Source organism: Methylomicrobium sp. Wu6, from assembly GCF_035916875.1.
Classification (GTDB): domain Bacteria; phylum Pseudomonadota; class Gammaproteobacteria; order Methylococcales; family Methylomonadaceae; genus Methylomicrobium.
Map to the genome: position 1 here is coordinate 16455 of NZ_JAXUHN010000077.1, position 21254 is coordinate 37708.

At 57.4% G+C, this 21254-nt stretch carries 20 protein-coding genes; all 20 read right to left on the reverse strand.

What is annotated here, in order from left to right; translation table 11 throughout:
• Entirely contained in the window at positions 1 to 3078 is a 3078-nt protein-coding gene (locus U2W12_RS10860) for a putative baseplate assembly protein (RefSeq protein WP_326500704.1), read from the reverse strand.
• The gene (locus U2W12_RS10865) at positions 3075 to 5915 is read right to left on the reverse strand and encodes a putative baseplate assembly protein (protein WP_326500705.1); all 2841 of its coding nucleotides are present in this window, start codon (positions 5913 to 5915) and stop codon (positions 3075 to 3077) included. The genes U2W12_RS10860 and U2W12_RS10865 overlap by 4 nt, the downstream gene beginning before the upstream one ends.
• A complete protein-coding gene (locus U2W12_RS10870; protein WP_326500706.1) occupies positions 5912 to 6277 on the reverse strand; it encodes a GPW/gp25 family protein in 366 nt (121 codons plus the stop codon). Before U2W12_RS10870 ends, U2W12_RS10865 begins: the two co-directional genes overlap by 4 nt.
• A gap of 9 nt (positions 6278 to 6286) precedes the next feature.
• On the reverse strand, positions 6287 to 6610 hold the full coding sequence (locus U2W12_RS10875) for a PAAR-like protein (protein WP_326500707.1): 324 nt from the start codon (positions 6608 to 6610) through the stop codon (positions 6287 to 6289).
• A 9-nt stretch (positions 6611 to 6619) separates the two neighbouring features.
• Positions 6620 to 7129 (reverse strand): phage baseplate assembly protein V, encoded by a 510-nt coding sequence (locus U2W12_RS10880; protein ID WP_326500708.1) that lies wholly within the window; start codon positions 7127 to 7129, stop codon positions 6620 to 6622.
• Entirely contained in the window at positions 7126 to 8250 is a 1125-nt protein-coding gene (locus U2W12_RS10885) for a hypothetical protein (protein ID WP_326500709.1), read from the reverse strand. Before U2W12_RS10885 ends, U2W12_RS10880 begins: the two co-directional genes overlap by 4 nt.
• Positions 8243 to 8605: a LysM domain-containing protein gene (locus tag U2W12_RS10890; protein ID WP_326500710.1), complete on the reverse strand. Its 363-nt coding sequence runs from the start codon at positions 8603 to 8605 to the stop codon at positions 8243 to 8245. The genes U2W12_RS10885 and U2W12_RS10890 overlap by 8 nt, the downstream gene beginning before the upstream one ends.
• A gap of 20 nt (positions 8606 to 8625) precedes the next feature.
• Positions 8626 to 9282 (reverse strand): hypothetical protein, encoded by a 657-nt coding sequence (locus tag U2W12_RS10895; protein ID WP_326500711.1) that lies wholly within the window; start codon positions 9280 to 9282, stop codon positions 8626 to 8628.
• 35 nt (positions 9283 to 9317) lie between these two features.
• Positions 9318 to 9740 (reverse strand): hypothetical protein, encoded by a 423-nt coding sequence (locus tag U2W12_RS10900; protein WP_326500712.1) that lies wholly within the window; start codon positions 9738 to 9740, stop codon positions 9318 to 9320.
• A gap of 23 nt (positions 9741 to 9763) precedes the next feature.
• Positions 9764 to 10957, reverse strand: coding sequence for a hypothetical protein (locus U2W12_RS10905; protein ID WP_326500713.1), 1194 nt, complete (start codon positions 10955 to 10957; stop codon positions 9764 to 9766).
• Between the two features lie 37 nt (positions 10958 to 10994).
• On the reverse strand, positions 10995 to 11834 hold the full coding sequence (locus U2W12_RS10910; RefSeq protein ID WP_326500714.1) for a hypothetical protein: 840 nt from the start codon (positions 11832 to 11834) through the stop codon (positions 10995 to 10997).
• 51 nt (positions 11835 to 11885) lie between these two features.
• Positions 11886 to 12143, reverse strand: a complete 258-nt coding sequence (locus U2W12_RS10915) for a hypothetical protein (RefSeq protein ID WP_326500715.1) — start codon at positions 12141 to 12143, stop codon at positions 11886 to 11888.
• A complete protein-coding gene (locus U2W12_RS10920; protein WP_326500716.1) occupies positions 12140 to 14206 on the reverse strand; it encodes an ATP-binding protein in 2067 nt (688 codons plus the stop codon). Before U2W12_RS10920 ends, U2W12_RS10915 begins: the two co-directional genes overlap by 4 nt.
• A complete protein-coding gene (locus U2W12_RS10925) occupies positions 14203 to 15450 on the reverse strand; it encodes a DUF4255 domain-containing protein (RefSeq protein ID WP_326500717.1) in 1248 nt (415 codons plus the stop codon). Before U2W12_RS10925 ends, U2W12_RS10920 begins: the two co-directional genes overlap by 4 nt.
• Positions 15447 to 16337 (reverse strand): hypothetical protein, encoded by an 891-nt coding sequence (locus U2W12_RS10930; protein WP_326500718.1) that lies wholly within the window; start codon positions 16335 to 16337, stop codon positions 15447 to 15449. The genes U2W12_RS10925 and U2W12_RS10930 overlap by 4 nt, the downstream gene beginning before the upstream one ends.
• Positions 16334 to 17074 (reverse strand): hypothetical protein, encoded by a 741-nt coding sequence (locus tag U2W12_RS10935; RefSeq protein WP_326500719.1) that lies wholly within the window; start codon positions 17072 to 17074, stop codon positions 16334 to 16336. Before U2W12_RS10935 ends, U2W12_RS10930 begins: the two co-directional genes overlap by 4 nt.
• Before the next feature lie 6 nt (positions 17075 to 17080).
• On the reverse strand, positions 17081 to 17605 hold the full coding sequence (locus U2W12_RS10940) for a phage tail protein (RefSeq protein ID WP_326500720.1): 525 nt from the start codon (positions 17603 to 17605) through the stop codon (positions 17081 to 17083).
• A gap of 12 nt (positions 17606 to 17617) precedes the next feature.
• Positions 17618 to 19192, reverse strand: coding sequence for a phage tail sheath C-terminal domain-containing protein (locus U2W12_RS10945; RefSeq protein WP_326500721.1), 1575 nt, complete (start codon positions 19190 to 19192; stop codon positions 17618 to 17620).
• A 21-nt stretch (positions 19193 to 19213) separates the two neighbouring features.
• A complete protein-coding gene (locus U2W12_RS10950; protein ID WP_326500722.1) occupies positions 19214 to 19465 on the reverse strand; it encodes a hypothetical protein in 252 nt (83 codons plus the stop codon).
• A 324-nt stretch (positions 19466 to 19789) separates the two neighbouring features.
• Positions 19790 to 21187 (reverse strand): sigma-54 dependent transcriptional regulator, encoded by a 1398-nt coding sequence (locus tag U2W12_RS10955; RefSeq protein WP_326500723.1) that lies wholly within the window; start codon positions 21185 to 21187, stop codon positions 19790 to 19792.
• Positions 21188 to 21254: the final 67 nt, after the last annotated feature.

Below are 21254 nucleotides of genomic sequence, written 5' to 3' on the forward strand. Positions count from 1 at the left end.
TCACTTGATCTGATTCAGGATCAACGTCGCCGGCACATCGGGGCTCAAAAAAGCAAGCTGGGCCGGACGGAGATCGCCCTGGACCGGCAAACTGACCGCGAGCCGTTGCGGCACACGAAGCGCACCGTTGCCGGACAGCTTTTTCAGTTGCTCCTCATTGCGGCCCTGTATCCGGCTGATGATTTTCGCGACTTCGTCGGCGATCTCATCCGGGGTCAGCAAGCGGCGGCTGTCGGTCAGCGGCAACTCGCCGTCATGGGTCACTTCTTCGATCTCCTGTTCGGTCAGCGGCTGTTTTTCAGGCACGCCTCCGAAAGCATTCACATCGACGTATGCGACCCCTTCCACCCCTTGCATCACGCTGAACACTTCGCTGAGCATAACGTCCTGGCCGAGTTCGCGGCGCTCGAAACTGAAAGCATCGAGCAGGGCGGCGCGCACCTCGGCTACCACCGATTCCCAGCGGTAGGCGGGCAAAATCGAAATGCCGGCTTCGATTACGATCAGCAGCAACTCGCGCACCGCCAACCGGATTTTCTGGAACGGGTCGCCAAAATCATGCAGAGACTGGCGCAGGTTTCTGTACAAGTCGGAATTGCGGTCTATCGGGCTGTCGCTTGCGCCGGCAATCGTGACATGCACCAGCGATTGCCGCCCGTCGCTGAGTTCGACCGCATAGGCCTTGCCGACGCCTGCATAGATGCGGCAGAAATCCAGGTAATCTTGCGTCGACACCAGCCGGTCCAGCGCCTTAACGGCCAGCGGGGTGTTCTTGCGAGCCTGATCGCGGCTTTCCCTGTCCGCGCCGCCCGATGCGCGTAGCGGATTGATCACTTCCTTGACGCCGAGCGGCTTGGTCAACAATAGCGAAATTTGTTCGGCTTTGACATTGCCTGGCTTGCCGATGCCGTTCCGGTATTCGGCGCGGATGTTTTCGATGCCGCTCGGAAGCCTTGCGCCTTCAATGCCGTTGCCGAAGATTACCGTGGTTTTATCGTCGTTGCCGGTTTGGGTCACAAAACGCCGGTCGCTAGGCTCAAGGCCCGCCAGAGAATCGGTTTCCCGCCATTCGATATTGTTCACGAACACCTTTAAGGTGCTGTCGGTGCCGGAAGGCGTGGATGCTGAAACGTGGGTCAACGGCGCTTGCTTGAGGGTGAACTTCTGCAATGTCCTAGCGCCGTTGCCGCTGCCCAGGACTTCCATCCGGGTTTCGCCGTGGGTTGCGTTGATTACGTTGCCGTAGATCGTGACCGTATCGCGCCTAAAACAATAAGCAAGTTTTTCGGCCAGTTTGATGAAGGTATGGCGTTTCTCGCCGGGCAGCGCTGTCGACTTGCTTCCGTTCAGGGCAATGTTTTGGTTTGCGGACGCCAGCACCGCCAGTTCGCTGAATCTGACGCCGTTAGTCCCTTCAATATCCCGTTCGCCGGATACGATCACCCAGCGTCCCGCTTCGAGCCCTTCGTAGAAGCCGTCCAGTTCGATCGGGTCGTCGGCGTCGCCGCAGACCGGATTCGTGATCGGCTCCTCGGCCATATCCAGGGCTTCGGGCTGGGCATAAACCTTGGTAGTACGGATTTTGCGTATATCGGGTTCATGCGAAGGATCCCACCAGGTCGCACCTTGCAGAGTGATCTGCGTGGTTTCGCCGCTGATGCCATAGGCGCTTCGGGAAATGTTTTGCACTGTGCCGATACTGGATATCGTGGGTTCGGCGCCATCCTGCTGGATCGCGATAAAATCGCCGGCGGCGACTTCCTTGTATGCTCGGTCAAGATAAAGCGTATCGCCTGCTTCATCTATCCCATCTTTGTCGATCCCCAGATCGACCTGCCATTCCGGCCAAGGTTGCGGGAGCGGATTTCCGGCATTCGGATTAGGCGGCGGAAATTCGCCGCCACCCAACGTTCTTGGCTCGTAACGCGGCTCTCTCGGCGCATTGTGCCCGAACAGCGACGCCTTGGCTCTAAACGCATAGACCTTGACCGGATTGTCGGTCAGTTGGGTGCTGGCGTCTGCGGCGCCCAGATGCTGGCGCAACACCGGCGAAAAAGCGTTCAACACCGCATAGCCGGCCTGGGCCGCAGGCCGGAAAATCGTATTGCTCGGAGGAATCGTAGATGTTGCGTCGAAACTCGAGCCGGAAGATCGAAAGACCGCGCCAACGGGCAACGCAAATTGGCTCCGTAGATCCTGCCGTAGTTGAAAGCGATTGGCCGGTTGAATCGAGGCCGGCTGGACCAGTTGATAGATCAGATTGAAAGCGGGCAGCACGTTCAGCGGAACGGCGGACGGTTTGATGAAATTGACCAGGGTGCGGTCCGCCTTGTTATCGGGCAATACTTCCGCCACGCGTTTGAAAACCGGAACGCCGTTGCCGAAATCGATCAGCAGCGCATCATTTTTGCCGAGGCCGGTATTGACGCCTTTCAAGTAAATTCTGTTGTTCGAATTGATCGCCGCTTGCGTCTGCGCCCGCGTCAATCTGGGCTTGAGATTGTTCCATGCAGCCCTCGCCTTCAAATCGTCGCTGGTCTCGAAAGCCTGCGGCATTTCGCCGGGGCCCGGCATGCTTTGCGAGCGGCTGCCGGCCGGTATCACGACTTCTTCTTGGGTATTCGCGTCGATGTTGTAGGCGAGAAAAACACTCGCCGAGACGCCGGGCCGGGGTTTGTAGCCGACCAACGCGGCCAGTTCGATGATAGAGCGGCGCTCGGTCGCGGTGCGCAGATATCCTTCGTTCGCGATCCGCTCCTGGTAAAAGGTCAACACGTCGGCGACCGTCGCCCACGCGTCGAGCAGCGCAATCGCCGGGTCATTCGAATCGCGCGTGGTCAATCCTGACAGCGGATACGATTTAATCGGTTTGCCTTCCGCGTCCTGGCTTTCCAGACAAAACCCGCTTAGTCTCGCCTTCATGCTCGTAAAAAAAGCGCTGTGCGTGCCGATCCGGTAGAAAAGCTGGCTCAGACCCGGCCGGTTATAAACGGCCAGCGGCGTCACGGTTTCGATACCTTCGCAGCAGCCGCAGGGAGCGTTATCGGCTTCCCGGCAACAATCGCATGGTTCTTTCATCGTCCCCCCCGCATATCGAGTGTCAATCTGCCGTTTTCGGGAAAGCCCGGATCGTTGTCGAGGCGGGCGATTTCAAAAGGTCCAAGCCGCAGCACGCCGTTTTCGATCTCATCGTTCGGCAGTTCGTTAAGCCGCTGGAATCGGGTGATTTCGACGCTTTCGACGCCTTCAACCGCCTGCGCGGCGGCGACCAACCTGCTTAAATACACGTCCTCGCCGAAGGTCAATTCGTCGGGATGGAAGATACCGCGTTTGCCATTAGCGCGCAGTTTATTACTAAAGACCTCGGACAATTCGGCTTTGACGTGGCCGCGCAAAAAATTCGGCAACACGCAAACCCGGATTGTGATGTCCAGCGGCACGCGCTCGGCGCTTCTGACCGTCAGATCATGGCCTATCCTTCGGAAACGGTGCAGCCTTTCGGTGATTTGCGTCAATAATGCGTCATCTGCGCTTTCCCTGCCTAACGCATCGGCCGCGGTCAGCACCTCGTACCAACTGCCGTTCCAGCGTAATTTTGCGGCGGCGTTTTGTATCTTGTCCTTGAAGTCGCGCACCGTAATGTCGGCGTAATCCTGCGCAATCACCGCGCGTTGCAAGATGTTGCGAAACGCGCCGGGCGCGTACAATTTGATTTCGGCTACCGGTTCCGCCTCCATTCCGCCTTGCGCGGGCAGAGGATTGCTTATCGTGATGCCGCTGCCGTCCAGCACATTATTCTTCCGGACCATGTGCTTTATGATGTCGGCCCCGACGTTTCCGGCCAAGCCGTTGCCGGTCCGGTAGCGCGCTTGGAAAGATGTTCCCGCATCCGGTTTGAGGCCGAGGCCGTGATCGCCGAAACGCAGATGCGCGACCCGGTTATCGTCCATTTCGGCGACGAAGTGCCGGTTGTCGACGTTGCTGGCCAATAAATCGGGCTGCGGAGACCACGCTTTCAGCAATGCCGGCAAATCGTTTGCCAGCGCAGACGCCAAGGCGCCCGGCAATTCGGCCGGGTTATCCCGTTCTTTAAGATGTTTTCGGGTCGTTGCGGACAGGCGGCTTAGCAACATCCGCGCCGAACCGTCGGCAGGATTTTGCAGGCGGTTGGCCACGGCCAAGAGATCATTCAAATCCTGCCAGGAGAACAACGGCTCGTCGCCGCGCTCGCCGGGCGGGATGCTGCGGAGCATAATCTGCGGCAGGGCTTGCCGGACATTCTGGCGCAGGGCAAGGCTGGCCGGAGTGCCGGCGGACGCAGGCTGGCTGAAGGTCAAGGGAACCTTTTCGAGCATCGGCTGATAACGTCCGGACACCGCAGTGTTGTCCGACGCGGTTTCTTCGTCAATGCAACATTGTTGTTCGGATTGTTTCGGCACAACGCCCAATTCCTGCTCGCCGGACTTGCCGTGATCGACCAGCAGCACGTTGCCGCGGGCGATGCTGACCTTGTCGAAAATCTTGCAGTCCGGTGGCGAACCCAAGGAGGACAGGCAGAAAGGAAACGGCAAGGCGTCTTCTTCGGCCCACTCAATATTCACGACAGCTTGCCCGGTCAATGGATCGACATCGGCTTCGAGCCGCATCAGTCGCACCGCGTGGCGATGCAGCGGGTCAGCATCCTGTTCCTGCCCGGTTTTCGGGCCTTTGACTTCGATGAGCACAAGCACGTCGCCTGCTTGCAGATGCAATTTGGGGATTTTCGCTGCCACTGCCGCGGCAGCCGGAGCATCTTCGCTCGGCGCCGGTTTTTGATCGGCTCCACACTCAGGGTTTGTCTGGGAACTCTCCGGCTCGATCAATTTTCCGAGTAAGGTCGCACCGGTCGAGCCGCGCGGCAGGCAACATTCCTGCTCGCCCCAGGTATAAAAATTTATCTCGCTATGATCCCGGTGAAAGCTGATCCGATCCTTGTAGCCCGGTGTGATGACCGGTTCAAAGACTTCGTATTGCGAGGCCGGCAGATTTTGTAATTGCTCTTCGTTGATCAGGCCGTCCGCCGACGGCAACAGCGTATTTAGCCGGGTCACAAAATAGAGTTCCCGCAGAGGTATTTCCGGTAAATCGTTCTCGGTTTCGACGCAGATCCACGTTCTCGCGTTGCAGCCTTCATGGATCGGGTAATCGACCAGGCGCGCATGACGACGCACGGAAATGCGCTGGCGCGCGGTATTCAGATAGGCTTCGGTCGCGGCCGCATCCTGGTAATAGCTCAGATGGTCGCCGGCATAAGCCAGGATTTCGACTAGCGCGATGCCGATGTCAGGCGCATGCCGTTCCTTCCAGTCGGGCAGCAACAGCGCCAGGCGGTCCAGCAGCAACTGTCGGAAGCTCGCATAATCTTTCGCAAGATAGTTGATGTCGGGTTCGGCGGCCGTTTCGGGGGGGCAGACTGCCGGCGTTTGGCAGTCGAAATCGTTCGGGCAGTCGATCTTGAAGCTGAAATCGATCCGGTTGTAACGCGGATCGAACGCCGGATGCGGTCGCGAACGATTCTGGTCGTCTTTTTCGACGACTCGCAAGGTGTAGGTCGAATGATCGCCTGCCTTGTCGACTGCGACCTCCATGTAATCGTCGAAGTCGGCGCTATCGGAACGGTGGATTTCGATGCCGGTCACCTGGATGTTGCGGATGCGCCGGCCGCCGTCGATCACAATATTGGCTTTGTCGAGTTCGACTGCGGCCTTGCCGAGAAAAAAAACCCGGAGATGGCGCTGGTTTTCCAATATCGGTTCGGGCGTGCCGATCGAGCCGACTTCCAGATAATCGAGGCCGTTCAGCGTCGCCTGCCTACGCACCTTCTGGCGGCGAAGCCGGCTATTGCAATGCAGAGTTGTCGTAGAACAAATCGTCATGCGGCGGTACTCCGAGTGAAGGTGGCTGCGGTGATCTGACCGGTCCGGCGTACCCGGTAGCTCAAATCAACGCGCAGGGCCGCGTCTGCACTGGTCACTTCCAGGTTTTGAATTTCGATCAGGTCGCCGAGCCACTGCTGCAAACCGGCCTGAATAGTAAATTGTAACGTCGCTGCCAGTTCCGGGCTGTTCGGGGCAAAGATCAATTGCAGGATGCCGCTGCCGAAATCGGGCCGGTTGATTCGCTCGCCGACGTTCGTGAACAGAAACTGCTCGATCATGTCGCGGACATGATCGTCGTCATCGGTCGTCGCGGTGCGGCCGCGATGGTCGAAATGAAACGGGAAATCGATATTGAACATTGTCGTCTCCTAAAGCGCACTGACGCGGGTTTGCATCGCGACGATCAGCAGCGGCGCGCCGGTCGGCGCACAGATGGCCTGGCTACTTTGCACGACCAACGGCTGACCGTTCGAAAATACACGCGTCGCGCCGCTGATCCATTGCGCGGTTACACAGGGGCCGTTCGCGGCCGGCGGTGGGGGCAAGGTGCATCCGGCGACGACATAGGGCGCCGCGATCGTTACGATCGGCTGGCCGCTGACCATGACCCTGGGGTTCGGCACGGTCGGCTGGGCCTGTCCCGCATGCGGACACAGCACCTGCGCGCCAACATGAACTAAAAATCCCGGCATAGCGCCTCCTCAGGTAATCACCAATGCGCCGTTATTGATCGTGACGGTCGGGCCGGTCATGATCAGACTGGCGCCTTTGCCGTTCTGAATATAAATGCCGGTGTCGTTCACGATGATCGATGCGCCGGTCGTGCTTTTCAGCATGATGCCGCCGGTCGGCCCCGGCAGATCGCTGATCACGAAAGTATTTTGCAGACCGGTTTGCAGCAGCATGCTCGGACTGGCCGGATTGCCGGCCAACGCCAACGCCGGTACCTCGGCCGCCGAGCCATACCAGCAGCCGCTCCAGATCGGATAGTCGGGATCGCCCTGTTCGAATTCGACCCAGACCCCCGCGCCGATCTGCGGCAGCAGATAAGCGCCCGTTTGTTTGCCCGAACTCGGAAAGCAGGGCATCGCCCACGATGTCGGCACCAGCCCCGCGACATCTGGCACTTGCACCTGCAAGCGGCCGGTTTGCAACGGATCCACGTTGTTCAACACGGTGCCCCGGTATTTTCCGTAGTAAGACTGAGTCATACCGGCACCCTCGGCGTAATGGAGACCAGGCCGTTTCGGGTCAGGGTGAAGTTCTGTTTGAACTCGCCCTGTTTCAACGTGCTGGTGACCTTCTTGACAAAATATAAGCCGTCATAAGCGAGCCCCACACCTCTTACGCCGACCAACTGCCGGGCTCTCAAAATCCGTCCGTAGCGCGTCACATCCAAGTCGCCCACGCCTTCGACCGCATCCGCCGAACGCGCGGCAGCGGCGACGCCTTTGGCGATCGCCTGCGACGGCGACAGTTTGGCGGTGTCCCTGAGTACGGTCACGTTCGTGATTGGCGCCGGTATCAACCCCAACGGCGGTTGCAGCGGGTTAATGTCCGGAATCGGCAACGGAATCGGTATCTTGGTCAGCGAATTCTGAATCAGCACGACCGGGATCGTGGTTTCGGAGGTCTTAAAACTGAAACGGATCGACTCGACATTGGTATAGGAGTCCATGTCGACATTCAGGGCCGGTTGCGGCGGGCCGACCTTGATTTGGGGGCCCCAGTAGGCAATGTTCGTGCCCGGCGCGGGACCGGGGTCGATATAAAACACATAACCGGCATCCTCCGCGAGCTTTTTGATGTAGGCTAAATCGGTGCCTTGTTGCGCCGGTATTCGTTCGACCGGAATCGGCACGTCCGGGAACAGATTCGGAATGATCAACGGAATCAGGCCGAACACAGCATACTTGGCGATGATCAGCGCAATGCGGCCTTCGACCGGAATCGCCGGAAACGGAAAACCGCTGAAATCGATCAAATCCATCACCTTGGTCAAATCCTCGCCCATCACGGTCAGCGTCGATTTGCCGGGTTCGCTGCCCGGCGCGATCTGATTATGGGTCATTACCCCGTCCATCAACACCTGCGGCGTGCCGTCGATCGTGGCGATAATGATCACGCGCAGCATCGGCGTCTGCCCTGCCGCTACCAGAAAAATCGTTTGCAACGGCGAGCGGTTGGTCAACGTGAATGTCAGTTTAAACCCGCTGGCTGCGCCGGTATCCTGGGTCACTTCGACGCCGGTCAGCGCATCGAGCACTGGTCTCGGCACCGGTATCGGCACCACCGGTCCGACCAGCAAGGTCAGATGTACGCCTTTATGCATCCGACGCCCCCGGAATACCTTGCGGTAGGGTGATGCGGAGCCTGCGTCCGACCGTTTCGGTCAGTTCGGCAGGACGCAGCGCCCGGTTCGCATCGCAGAGTTGCCAGAATTGTTCGGGGTCGCCCTGATAATGAGCAGCAATGTTATCCAGCCGCTCGCCCTGGGTCACGACATGCTCTTGCAACAGCGCATATTGTTCAGGTTGCGGCACAAAACGGCGTTGCAGATAAATCGCCTCTCTGCCGTCCGGCAAGGTCAAGGTCGACGTGTCGAGGCCATGATAGCGGCTGCCGGGCGGAAACAGCGCGCTGGCCGGCGAATTTGCCTGCATCATCATGCTCATAGGATCTATCATCTTTTTCTCCCGTCCAGGCGTTAAGGAATGCCATTGATGCCGAGTGTGGCAAAGCCACCGCTCCGGTGCCTTGCCGATAATTGTTCTTTGTTTTGTAAAAAGCGCATGAATAGCGTTCCGCCTTTATGCGAAAACCCCAAGTCGTCGATGCTCAACACCCGCATGCCGAGACTGACTTTGGCGCGGATCGGGTTCAATGAGGGGTCGAAGGCCTCTTCGGTGATGCTGAATTCGGTCAGCCGAACCGGTACGATCCGATTCCTGCTCCAGACAAACAATGTCAACGGCGCTTCGACCGGCACGATCTCCAGCGTTCCCGAATTGGCCAGGTTGTCATTCGCCTGCAACTGGCTGCTGCTCGGATAGATTAGCGTCTCCAGCGCGGCAAGTTGGGCATGCAGGCCGTTTTGCACGATTTCGTCATGCTGGTCGGGAAACTCCAGTTGATCGGCCGCATCGATTTCGGCCTCCAATTTGATTGTTTCAATCGGTGGCCCCTTCAAGCGCAACGCTTCCGAGCGGTCGCCGCCGCTGGTAAAACTCTGAATCTGAAAAGAACGATTCAGCGAATCTGCGTTGTATTGCAGTGCAATAATGCGCAACACCGCGCCGGTGCCGGGATTCAGCAACACAATGCCGCCTTTGATCAGTTTGGGCGAGCCGGGGAATGTGGTCATTCTAATCTTCTCCTAGAAGAGTGCGTTTTAAGCAGTCAGCGCACTACCAACTGAACGATATTCGACGCAATGACAAGTGGATACAGACTCTCTGCCGGCAGCCGACTCGTGCCCGGATGAAAGACCGCCAAGATATAATAGCGACCCGCGTCTAGCTGATAATCTTTAGACGCCGTGCCGCTGACATAGCATAGATCCGCTAGATCTACGACAACCGTTGCGGCCGGGGCTAAGTCGATGGTGCTATAGGCAATATGCGCTTTCCTCGCGGCCTTGGGCGTGACGATATTCCACAGTCGATCGAAAACCACTAGATTCAGGGCCGAGTTATAGAATGGGTGCGTCAATGACAATGGCTGTTCGCCGCGATTGGTTAAAAACAAACGTCCGCCGACCGGCGCGCCTGCGGAGGTTTCGGCCGGGAGTTTGAGTTCAAGAGCAAGTACGGATGCGGTCATTTTAAGTTTCTCATACAGTCAAATCACGTAATGCCATTATTGACGCACACCGGACAGGCTGCCGGTCCCCATCCCCGATTTCGCGCGTTGACACAAAGCTGCCGAATGCGCGGTGCCACGACAACGCGTTCGGCGGCTTGGGTATTGATATTGGGGTCTGGGATTCCCCAGAAGGCTGGATAATTGCCACTGGCGTTGCTGGTCTGGATGGCATTGGTAAACGCTGCCGATGAGCGCATGGCCGCGGTCGCCGCCGATCGACGCCGAGTAGCACCGGCGGCCGGAACACTCAGCCCGTCGATGATGGCCTGTTGCGCCGGCCAGTCGCTCCCCATGCTCGTCCGCCATTCGTCCACATGCACTTGTTCGTGCGCGCGCACGGCAGCCAGCATGTAAAAGTTGCCGGGGCAATTTCCCAAGGCATCGAGGTCAGAAACCTGGGTACAAAAGTTGGCTGCGGTGCTATTGCCAACAGTCGGCTCACGCTGGCCAGCCAGTTGCCGGCTAAAGGTGCGCACCACCGAACGCACTCTTCGCACCCGCAACCGCCAGTTGGCGCCATCACGGCAGGTGCGCGTTGCCACCTGTAACGGATCCGGAGACGTAATGCCCCACGTGCAAGCGCCGATCGCCGCTCTCTGTGCCGCAGTACTCCGACCCACGGAAAATCCGACCGGAGCATTGCGGGGAGCGGGACATAGGGTCTTCACCTCTCCTGGCCCCCCAAAGGGAAGCGCCGTCTGTAGGACCATGAACTCGACCTTGGCCTTGGGTCCCTGCTCTTCTGTCTCATCGGGCGATGGAGCCGACTCTGCCGAGGCGGCTGGCTCGGTTTCAGATATCGCTGAATCCGGTGCGGGTTGTTCTTCCTCGTCTTCCAAGACAGAGTCTTCTTCGGCATCGGCCTGGGCGGGGATTGCTTCCTTGATTTCCGCAGCCGCCTCCGCATCCGCCTTGTCGTTTGGCAATGCCTTATCCTTGACCTGCTCGGCGCGAACCGGTGCACCGGCCGGAAATGCGCTACTATCCAAAGCAATAGAGCTCACTCTAAATTGGGCTTGCGGACCGCGTCTCTTTCTTTTGCCGCATTCCTCGCACTCGCCGCCCGCAAATGTATGATTGCCGCAAGCGCATTTACGCCGAAAGATGCCGTTCGAGAGCGGCGCGACGAATACGGGATTGCTATACTTCAACGGATTATGCGCTATTTCGCTCATATACGGCCTCGATCATGCGGTTCCCCCGCGCATTGTTCTATTTCTCGACAAATACCAAATCTTCAGGTTCGACAGTGAGTCTAACCTTGTTCCTCGTGACCTCGACGAATGTATCGAGGTTGGAGAAGTGGCCGGCCTTCAATTCCAGCACCGGTTCCGGGTTGGCGGCGAGATAGTCCTTGAATCCGTCGATACCGCCGCCGTCGCCCATGAAATTGATGATACGGCGGAAAAGCTTTGGCAGGATGACTTCGTCGTCGGTAACGGACGCGAGACTTACGACGGTGAAGCCATGGGTCGTTTGATCCTTGGGCCAGATGCCCTTTCCGCCCTTCCGAGCCTTATCCGCAGCGCGCGTGATTGTTTTCCTCAGATCGGAAAACAGTCCACTGTAGTAGGTCGGATAGGCCAAGCCCGCCAGCACCGATTGATAGTTGATGCTGTATTTCAAACGGCCTGGGTCTAGAAAAACTGGAGCTCCGTCGCTCTCTTCGGCCGCGCCGGCAAAAACAAAGGAAACCGGCCGGCGATTCTTTTCGGTCGTGCGCGAGAGGATATAGCCGGCTGTGCCGTCCTCCGCGGAGACAATTCTGGTGCCTGCATCATTGAACTTGACCTTCCTGATCCCAAGTTCATCGAGCAGAAAATGCATCGCCGCATTGGCCAGTTGCAGCGGTTGATGATGGCCTTGATAGTGTGTCTCGAGCGTGTCGATGGCTTCGATCCGCAATTGGGCGTGCCCCTTGGCATTCAACTGGACGGGAGGACCCGCAAGTAATTTCCAATTATCGCGATCATCGGCTTGAAATCGGATCGAGTCTCCGTCAGGCGAGTAGCCGATTACATGAAATGTGCCTTTGATCAGATTGAATGGCATGACGATCTTTCCTCTTGCTTTTTAGCCTTGACAGGCCTGGCAATGATAAGGTTATTCATGACCGATGCTTCCCGATATAGAGTAGGCGATCTGCCGGCCGAGGTGCGTCGGATCGTTGCCGGTCAATAGAATGTCCTTGCCGGAAATACGCGACAAAGACCCGCCCTGAGCAAGACTGGGCGAAAAACCGCCGTATCTAAGCATCCGTATGAGTTCGCTGGCTACGATGCTTTGCAACAATTGATGCTGACCGGGTGCGATAGTGACGCCGTCCAAAACCAGCCGCTCGATATGTAGATTAATGTTCATTTGGCCTCTGTCGCATCCAGCCAGCGAAAATCGGATTCTTTCGCTGGCCGCTCCAGTTTTTTAAATTCGGTGCGCGCCGCGTTCAGGATCAAATGCATCGTCACCCTCCCGTCATGCTGTTGGGCAGCCAGAAATGCCGAATTCAACGCCACGTTCTGGATACTGCCGCCAGTCAGCGTAAGTGCCGCCAGCCGTTGGTAGTCTATAGACGGATCGACCGGGGTCGCGGGCGGAAAGACTTTCTGCCAGATTTGCATACGTTCCTCGATGCCGGGAAAGGGAAAATCGACGACGAAGCGTAGCCGGCGTAAAAATGCCTTATCCAGCGCGGTTTTCATATTGGTCGCCAGAATCGCCAGTCCCCTGTAGGATTCCATGCGTTGCAGCAGGTAATTGATCTCGATATTCGCGTAGCGGTCGTGGCTATCCTTCACTTCGCTACGTTTGCCGAACAGCGCGTCGGCTTCGTCGAAGAACAGGATTGCTCCGCTGTCTTCGGCTGCGTCGAACAGTTTTCGCAGGTTCTTCTCGGTTTCTCCGATGTATTTACTGACTACTGCCGAGAGATCGATCCGGAACAGATCGAGCCGCAGCGCATTGGCGATCACTTCCGCGGCCATCGTCTTGCCGGTGCCGCTTTCGCCGGCGAACAGTACGCTGATACCCATGCCCCGATTCATGCGTTCGCGAAAGCCCCAGGCGTCATAGACCCGGCTACGGAGGGAAACCTGATCGGTGATTTGGCGCAACAACGCAATCTGCGTTGAAGGCAGCACAAGTTGATCCCAATCGGCCTTCGCCTCGATCCGGTTCGCCAATTGCTCCATGCCGATTCGCGCGGCAATACGGCAGGCTTGCCATAACTCGCTTTGCAGAGACGCGCCGGACGGAGCATTGCCCGGAGTTGCGCTATGGGAAAGCATCATCGCGGCGAGCCGCTGAATTTCGTCCTGACTGAAAGAAAACTGTTCAGATAAACACTGCGGCATGCTTTCGGCACGCTCCGCAAGCGCCACGGCCCAAAGCCGTTGTTGTTCTTCAGGGCGCGGTTTATAGATTTCCATACTGACGCGGGGTCTTGGCGATTCGGTGTTGGCTTCTTTTACATCGAGAAACTCCACGCCGCCGCTGCGATCCAGAAAGCGCTTCAACAAAATTTTTTCGGCATCGCCGGCGCCGTCCGCTTTGATATACAGCGCCAACGGCGTCAGCGCCGATTCCCGCTGCCATAACCGGCAGAAGATTTCGAAATCGCTGATGTGGGCGGGCATGCTCTTCAAGTCGATCGCATGCAGATTTAAGCCGAACGAGGCGGAAGCCTTGCAGGCGATCAGTTGTTTGCTGGCCGAATCAGGCCCCAACAGCTCGAAAAATGGGATTCTTTCCTTGCCGTTGGACGCTGTAACGCGCTCAATAATCAGATCGACTGCCTGTTGCTGCGATGGCGGAAGATCCGTATCCTGGTTTACGGCGGTAACCGGATCCAGCAGCGGCAGCAAGCGGTCGTCAAGATAGTCCAGGCCTTTCAGATAATTCAGAATTCTCTCGTCGATCGATAATGCGGAGGCGGTCAGGGCCTGCGCATTGGGCTGGTTGATGTCCAGCAGCCGCCAATAGCGAAGCGGGCGGTGCGGTGCGAGCGCATTCCAGTCGGGATTGTCGAATAAGGCGAAGGCCAGCGCGAAGGTCGGATACGGTTTGCCCGGATTATTCTGCGCTTTCGCGCACAGCGAAGCGATGCGGGTATCCAGTTCGACCGCCGCGCACAAGGTCAGCACATCGCGCTCGAATGCCGACAAGCCCAATATGGAGGTCAGCCGGATCAATGCGGGCGGTGGCGTGTTCTTTTCCAGTTTGCTCAAGTCCTGGCGAAGCTGTTCGATTTCCCGGCTGTCGGCCGCCTTGGAGTGAAGTTGCGCATTTTCAGACCGTTTAAACCAACCGGGTTTCTCGGACTCATCGTCGTCCGCACGAGCAAGTTGCTGCAAACGCAAACGTACCCAGTTGACCGCGCTCGCCAAATACTGTTCGTTGATTTGGATCCAGCCGAGTTGCGTGCTCATGCGATCGTTACCGTCTGATTGACCGAGAATTGCGGCACGGCCCCGGAAAAATCCACCGGAATGCTGTCCGCGCCGTCCACCCGCAGACGGAGGACATAAGGGCGCGGCCGGGCTTCCGCACCGGCGACGGTGAATATCAGCGTCGTCGGCAGCGCCGGGTTGGCCGGTGTCGCTGCGCTGTCGGGTTTGACGAGTCGATCGCCGAACAGTAATGACACCCGCTGGGTGTTCCGCAGTTGCGGCAGGCATTCGATCGTCAATACCACATCGCCTGCGGGCGCATTTGACGGGTTGACCGTCAGGATTCTCGGCGCTAAAGGCATCGCCAGTGCATTGCTGGCCAATACCGGGCTGTCTGGAGGGGCGATCACTAACGAGACCCGATAAAATCCCGCCGGCCATTTCGATCCGACATCAGTGTCGCCTGTTTGTGACGGCAGCGCCACCTGCAGTTCGGTTTCGGTGCCGTCCGATGCGGGGACAATATCAATCGGGAGCTTCTTCGACGGATCCGTCGGATCAACCAACAACGGATGTTCAAACCGGACGGTCATATTGTCCCCCGCCAGCCGTTCGCCAAGAATCACAATCCGGTCGCCGAGTTCCGCGGCCGGCTTTTGATTCAGAAAGCGGATGCCGGTCAGGGCCGGCAACGGCGCGGCGGTCACCATGGCGCCGCGGTCCTGTTCGCCGCGCCGCAATACCGGCAACGCCGCGCGGCCGGCCAGCGTACTGTCGATCAACACCACCGACGCTTGATAGACCGTCGACAGCCTGTACTCTGCCGATTGAAAGCTGCTCCACAGCTTGAACATGTCGTCCAGGCTTATCGGCTGCGGCGTGATCCGCACCCGTTCGATCTGGTCCTGTAGACCGGAATCCGGCACGATGCCGCTAATATCGGCTTGGCTCAGCAACGGGTGATCGTGTAGTGTGCTCATCGCTCGGCCCATCACCTGCTGCCCGGAAATATCGTCGTCGGCTGCGCCGTAGGCGGTGATCAGGTAATTCAAAACCAACGCCAAAGGCGGCGGCGAATTTTCGCCGCTTCTGGCCGTGCCGGGCAGTGGGAAATTACTGAATGCCGGATCGATCTGTGTGCTGTAAAGAAAGATGTTCAATTGCGAGCCAACCTCGTCGCCCCGCGCGAGGCTCGGAGGCTTCGTGGTCACCGCCGAGGCCGCGCCTAACAGGATGTGGCGCAAGGTTGCGGTCACGGTCGCCAGCGCATTCGGGCCGCTCATGACCGCCTCCCGCCGTTGCGTTGTTTCAGATAGTCATCGAGGCTCAATAAGCCGGACGGCTTGCCGGGTTTCGGCGCGGGCGGCGCGGCATCGGCCTTTGTTGCCCGGATTTCGATGCGGCCGATCGTGACGTTGATCACCGGTTCGGCTTCCGCTTTGCCGCTTATTTCTTGCGACCGCTCGCCGAGGCTCGTTTGCAGATCCTGCAACCAGGTTGGGATTTGCAGCGTGCCCGGCTCTTGTCGGTTCTTGTCAGGCGTTTGCGCCGGAGCGGTTGAAGTTTCGGTTAAGGCGACGCTCGTTTCGTTGCGATGGCTTGGCGGGCGGAAAGAGAAGGGCGAAAAAAGCGCGTTTTCGTTGCCAACGAGAGCCGCAGGCGCGAGCCGGGGAACATCCTCGTTTCCTCGCTCCATAGGTTCGGTAACAGCGGATTGGCTTACTAATCGGTCCAGGATTTCTTCTATTCGACCAGTCAGGTCCCGTGATTCGGCGGTTGTATCGAGACCGCTGTGGGGATTGTCAGTGAACTGATTCGTCGGCACTCGCGACAGAATGTCTTGTATACGTAGATCGGTTTGATCGTGCCGATGATCTTCCGGCAGAGGGTGCCGAAGCGATTCAGGTTTGTTTTGCGCGTCGGTGGTTGCTTGAATGGCGGCCGGGCGGGATTCTTGAATGGACGGTTTTATCCTCTCGGCGACGGCTATGTTGGTTCGTTCGGTCGCCGTTGCGGCGGCCGGATAGGATTCCGCAAGCCCGGCTTCGACGACAACCGCCGGGTGGTCCGCTACGGCCGCTTCCGGCTCGAACATGGCCCGTTGCCGGGGCTGCACCGTGGAGGCCACGCCCTGATGGCGATCGATCATATTTTGCAAAAAGCCGTTCATGACCCTGCCATCCCGAGATAAAGCTGCCGGCGCACCGGACTCAGATTCAGGATGTCGCGTTCCGACCAGCCATAGGCTTTGGCCAGCTTATGCACGGTTCGTAGCATTCGTTCCGCCCAGGTGTCGATTTCGGTCCAGAGAAAGCCGGCGATATCGAAAAAAACCTCCCATTTGTGCGCACAATCCGGGCAGGTCAGTTGAATGCGGATTTCGGCTTGCGGGTCCAAGGCTTCTATACGCTGGCTCAAGGCCTGAATCACTGTTTCCGGCAACTGTTCGATCGCGCATTCGGCGCCCCGGTATTCGGCGGAGTGGATGCAGCGTTGCAGTAGCCGCCGCATCGCGACCGCCGGCTCGCTGCCTTCTATCGCGGCCATGTCCAGGCTGTTCGGCAGACGGAAACGTAAGCGGTAACAATCCGGGGTATCGAGGCTGAACGCTTGCTCCGCCGGCGCTTCGCAGCCGCCAGCAACGTGCAAATCGGCAATGTTTTGTTCCCATTCGATGCGTGAGCTGCAATTCGGGCAGGCCGCGTTATTGACCAGACGCGGTCCGAACAGGCGTTCGCGTATAAACAACAGACAGGTATCGCGTGCGCCGATGCTAAGCTCCGCAATCGTGCCGACCGCCAATTCGGGGTAGGCGGCCGCCAGCAGCATCAGCGATTTCTGCGACAGCGGACGGTTCAAGCCTTGCTCCCAGACAGTCAACATCTCTGCGGCACTCAGGTCTTTCATCAGGAATCACGCGGGCTCGGTAAATTGCGGCTCGCTGGGCTCGGTCACATCCAAATCGCGCTCCCAGCCCTCGTTTTCGAGCTTGATCGTTTGAATCGCGACCGCATTCGCATTCGCGTCCAGTTCCGGCAGCGCCTGGTATTCGGAAACCCAGCAGCGATAAACCTTGTAGGCAATCGCCAGTTGGCCGGCTTCGTTATAGACCTCGATGATGATGTCTTTTCTGAAGTCTTGCAGCGACACTTCCGCGCCCAGGCCGGAACCGAAATTCCACACCTTGTTCGCCCATTTTTCGAATTCGGTGTCGTGGGTGACGCCACGCTCCAGCGTGATCGCATCGAATTTGGTGCGGCCGGGCGATTTGCGCGAGGAACTCGGATCGCCGCCTTCGCGGTGTTCGACCAGTTCGGTGCTACGCTTCAGCGCGCCGATTTTGCTGACGCCGGCGACGAAGCGGCCATCCCACTTGATGCGGAATTTGAAGTTTTTGTAAGGATCAAATCGTTGCGGGTTGACACTAAACTGAGCCATGATTTTCTCCTGTTAAACTTGCAGTTCGCCAGCGATTTGCTGGAGTTTGATGATCACGAATTCGGCCGGTTTCAACGGCGCGAAGCCGACCACGATATTTACGATGCCGCGGTCGATGTCGTTCTGAGTCGTGGTTTCGCTGTCGCATTTGACGAAATAAGCCTGCCGCGCGGTGGTGCCCTGAAACGCGCCTTGGCGGAACAGCGTATTCATGAACGCGCCGACGTTCAGCCGGATTTGCGCCCACAACGGCTCGTCGTTCGGCTCGAAAACGACCCATTGCGTGCCGCGGAACAGGCTTTCTTCGATATACAGCGCCAGTCGGCGCACCGGGACATATTTCCATTCGTCGGCCAGAATGTCCGCGCCGCGCAAGGTCCGCGAGCCCCAGACGATTTTGCCGATCACCGGAAAATTGCGCAGACAATTGATGCCCAACGGATTCAGTTCGCCGTTTTCGGCATCGTTCAAATTGACCGACAAGCCGGACAGGCCATTCAACGTCGCTTCGATGCCGGCAGGCGCCTTCCAGACGCCGCGCGTCGCATCGGTGCGGGCAAACACGCCGGCCACCGCGCCGCAGGGCACGAATTCTTCGATCTGATTATCGCGGAGCGGATTCGGTTGCTGCAGTCGCGGAAAAAATAAAGCGGCATTCCGGCTTCTCGTGCCGATATAGGTGCTGACGCCGTCACGCGCGGCATCCTTGTTTGTCCAGGTGCTGTCCGGATCGACCAGAAGCAGTGCTCGGCATTGCTCGCACAAGGCGGTCGCTGCGGACAATAAACCGGCCGGATAATTCGCCGTTCCTTCGACAGGCAGGCACAGCAGGTTGAACAGATCGGCTTGCTTCAATAAATAAAGCCCCTGCTTGGCGTCGCTGAGACCGGCGCCGGTGTAAGAGGCTATCGCCAGTGCCTGGCTATCGATCGCATTGGTTGTGGCGGGATAGTTGGTAGCCGGAACATTGATGCCGAACGGGTCCTGGCCCGGCATCGGGTCGGCACTGGGAGCCGGTCGGGCCATGGGTAACGCACCTTGCACCCGGACCAGCCGGGATTGGTTTTCGAGAACGCTGTCGATGCGCCTTGGGCCGTTAGCAACCGATACGTTCAAATAAGTTTCGGTCGCGCCCGTGCCGGTGTCACGGATCGTGATATTGAACAGATCGTTTACAGTCAGACCTTGTGCGGCAGCGACATCGGCAGAAACATTATGATCCACCCGGACTCTGAGTTTATTGCCCCATGAGCCTTCATTCGCCGCAGCCAATAACAATGTCCCTACCGTGACGACAGCCAGCGGCTCCTCACCCACATTGATTTGAAAAAGCCGGCCGATGATGGCTTGACCGCCGCCGTTAAGATAGAAATCCCTGACCGCGTAGCTCATCGCGCTATTCAAATCCAGACCGCCGAAAATCCGCTCGTAATCCGCGTAGCTGTTGATCACGGTGGCTTTGTTGACCGGCCCCCGCTTGGCTCTGCCGATGAAGGCGGTAATCGACGTGGCGACGCCCGTAATGGTGCGCACGCCGCTTGGGATTTCCTCGATATAGACACCGGGGTAAGTGGGTGATACTGGCATGTTGAGTCTCCTGTTTGCTGACTATTCGTCTTGCGCTTGCTGACTTGAATAAATGTTGTTGCCGTTGGGATGGGCATGACAGACAACGACCGATTGCGCGCATAAATCATCCAGCGCCTGCTGAATCGTCGATGCCGATACTTCAATTCCTTTGCTCGGCAGCCACCATTCCGCAACGCCCTCGATTGTATCCGCCGCATAAGGATGGGCGCGCAGATAGCACGCAATCTTCTCGGCTATCCGCCGGACCTCGGAATCGTTTGTGTCGGGCATATTCTGCCTCGCCTTGAATCTTGTCCATGCGGCAACAATATGCGTGCCAATTCTTATCTGACTGATAATTATCAATAAAAAACTGACAGACAGTGGCGCAGGGTAAAATTTGACCCGGTCTATTCCGTTTAAAACTACTTATCCCTATGAAAAACAAATGAGTTTTATTTCGGCAGGGAAGCAGTGCTATGGGTTAAATTTGACCCATAACTACGCCGTTAAGCTTTGCAAGAAGTAAGCTATTTATGGATCGGAAGATAAAGCAACGCACGCGTAGTTGCGAGCGGTCGGCGACATCTATCAGGGCTTGAAGAAATGACCGCTTCAGATGCCGCGATATAAAATGGGGTTGATTGCATGCTTTTTGAGCAGTTTGCCCAGGGCACGGCGTTCTTTTTGCGCAATGCCGGCGGCCTGTGTGACATTGCCTTTGGCGCTGGAGATCAGCCAGGTCAGATAGCGTTGTTCGAAGTGATCGATCGCATGGTTCTTGGCTTCGTTGAAAGGCGCGTCGAAGTCGAAATGTTGGCGACGTTCAAATAATTTTCGGCGCTCTTCCGCCTGCTTGTCAGGGCGCGACGCTTCGCTAAGAATGATGTCCGCATCCTGCGATAGCAAGAAAGATCGGTGCACAAAATTTTCCAGTTCACGGACGTTTCCGGGCCAGTGGTGCGCGATCATCCAGGCCAGCGTTTCGGGATGCAGGCGTTTCAACGGTTGTTGGTACTGGCGGCGATATTTTTCGATGAAATGTTCGGCCAGGTACGGAATGTCGCTCTTGCGTTCCCGGAGCGGCGGTAGTTGCAAATGCAAGAGATTCAGACGAAACAGCAAATCCTGGCGGAACAGGCCTTTGGCGACCAGTTCGGACAAGTTGAGATTGCTGGCCGCAATGACTTTGACATCGACCTTCTTACTCGTTTTCGACCCTAACGGTCGAATCATTTTGTCTTCGATGAAGCGCAACAAGGTAACTTGCCCCTTGGCCGGCAACGCTTCGATTTCATCCAGAAAAAGCGTGCCGCGGTGCGCCTGCTCGGTTAGGCCCTGCTGGCTTTGTTTGGCGTCGGTATAGGCGCCTTTTTCGTGGCCGAAGAGTTCGTTTTCAAACAGATGATCGGGTATCGCGCCGCAATTCATCGGTACGAATGGATAATCCTTGCGGTTGCCCAGATAATGAATTGCCCGCGCGGCGACTTCCTTGCCGCAACCGGTTTCGCCTTCGATCAGCACCGGCGCGTCGCAATGAGATGCTTTCTTGATGAAAGCCAGGGTATTCAGAAATAACGTCGATTGGCCAATCAGGTTCAAATTCTTCCATGCCGCCGCTTCCAAATCCAGTGAGTTCAAATCGAGTGCCGTGCTTTGTCCAGTCGGCAACCGCTGCAAACGGAAATCCAGTTCGAAGGGGCTGCAAGGCCACCGGCAACAATCGCCGCATGCCTGCAGGATCGGGTTAAGTTCAGCGGTCAGTGGCGACGAATAAATCAGCAGATAAGCGGAATTGGGGGTGGACAGGATAGCCCTGGCGATCTTTTCGATCGGAAAATCGGTTTCGGGTAAAAGCAGAATGATGCGCGTGCCGTGTTCCTGAAATTTTTGTTGCAGCCAGACGACAGGATCGATGATTGTGAAATCAAAACCCAGCCGTTGCAATATGAGGGTCACGGAGCCCTGATGGCTTTCTGGTGCCAGAGAAATCAGCTTGACGGTTTTTTGCATGGGCTAAAACCTTATGGATTTTGGTAAAAATATTATCTAGTGTTTTCATTAAGTCATACTTAATTGT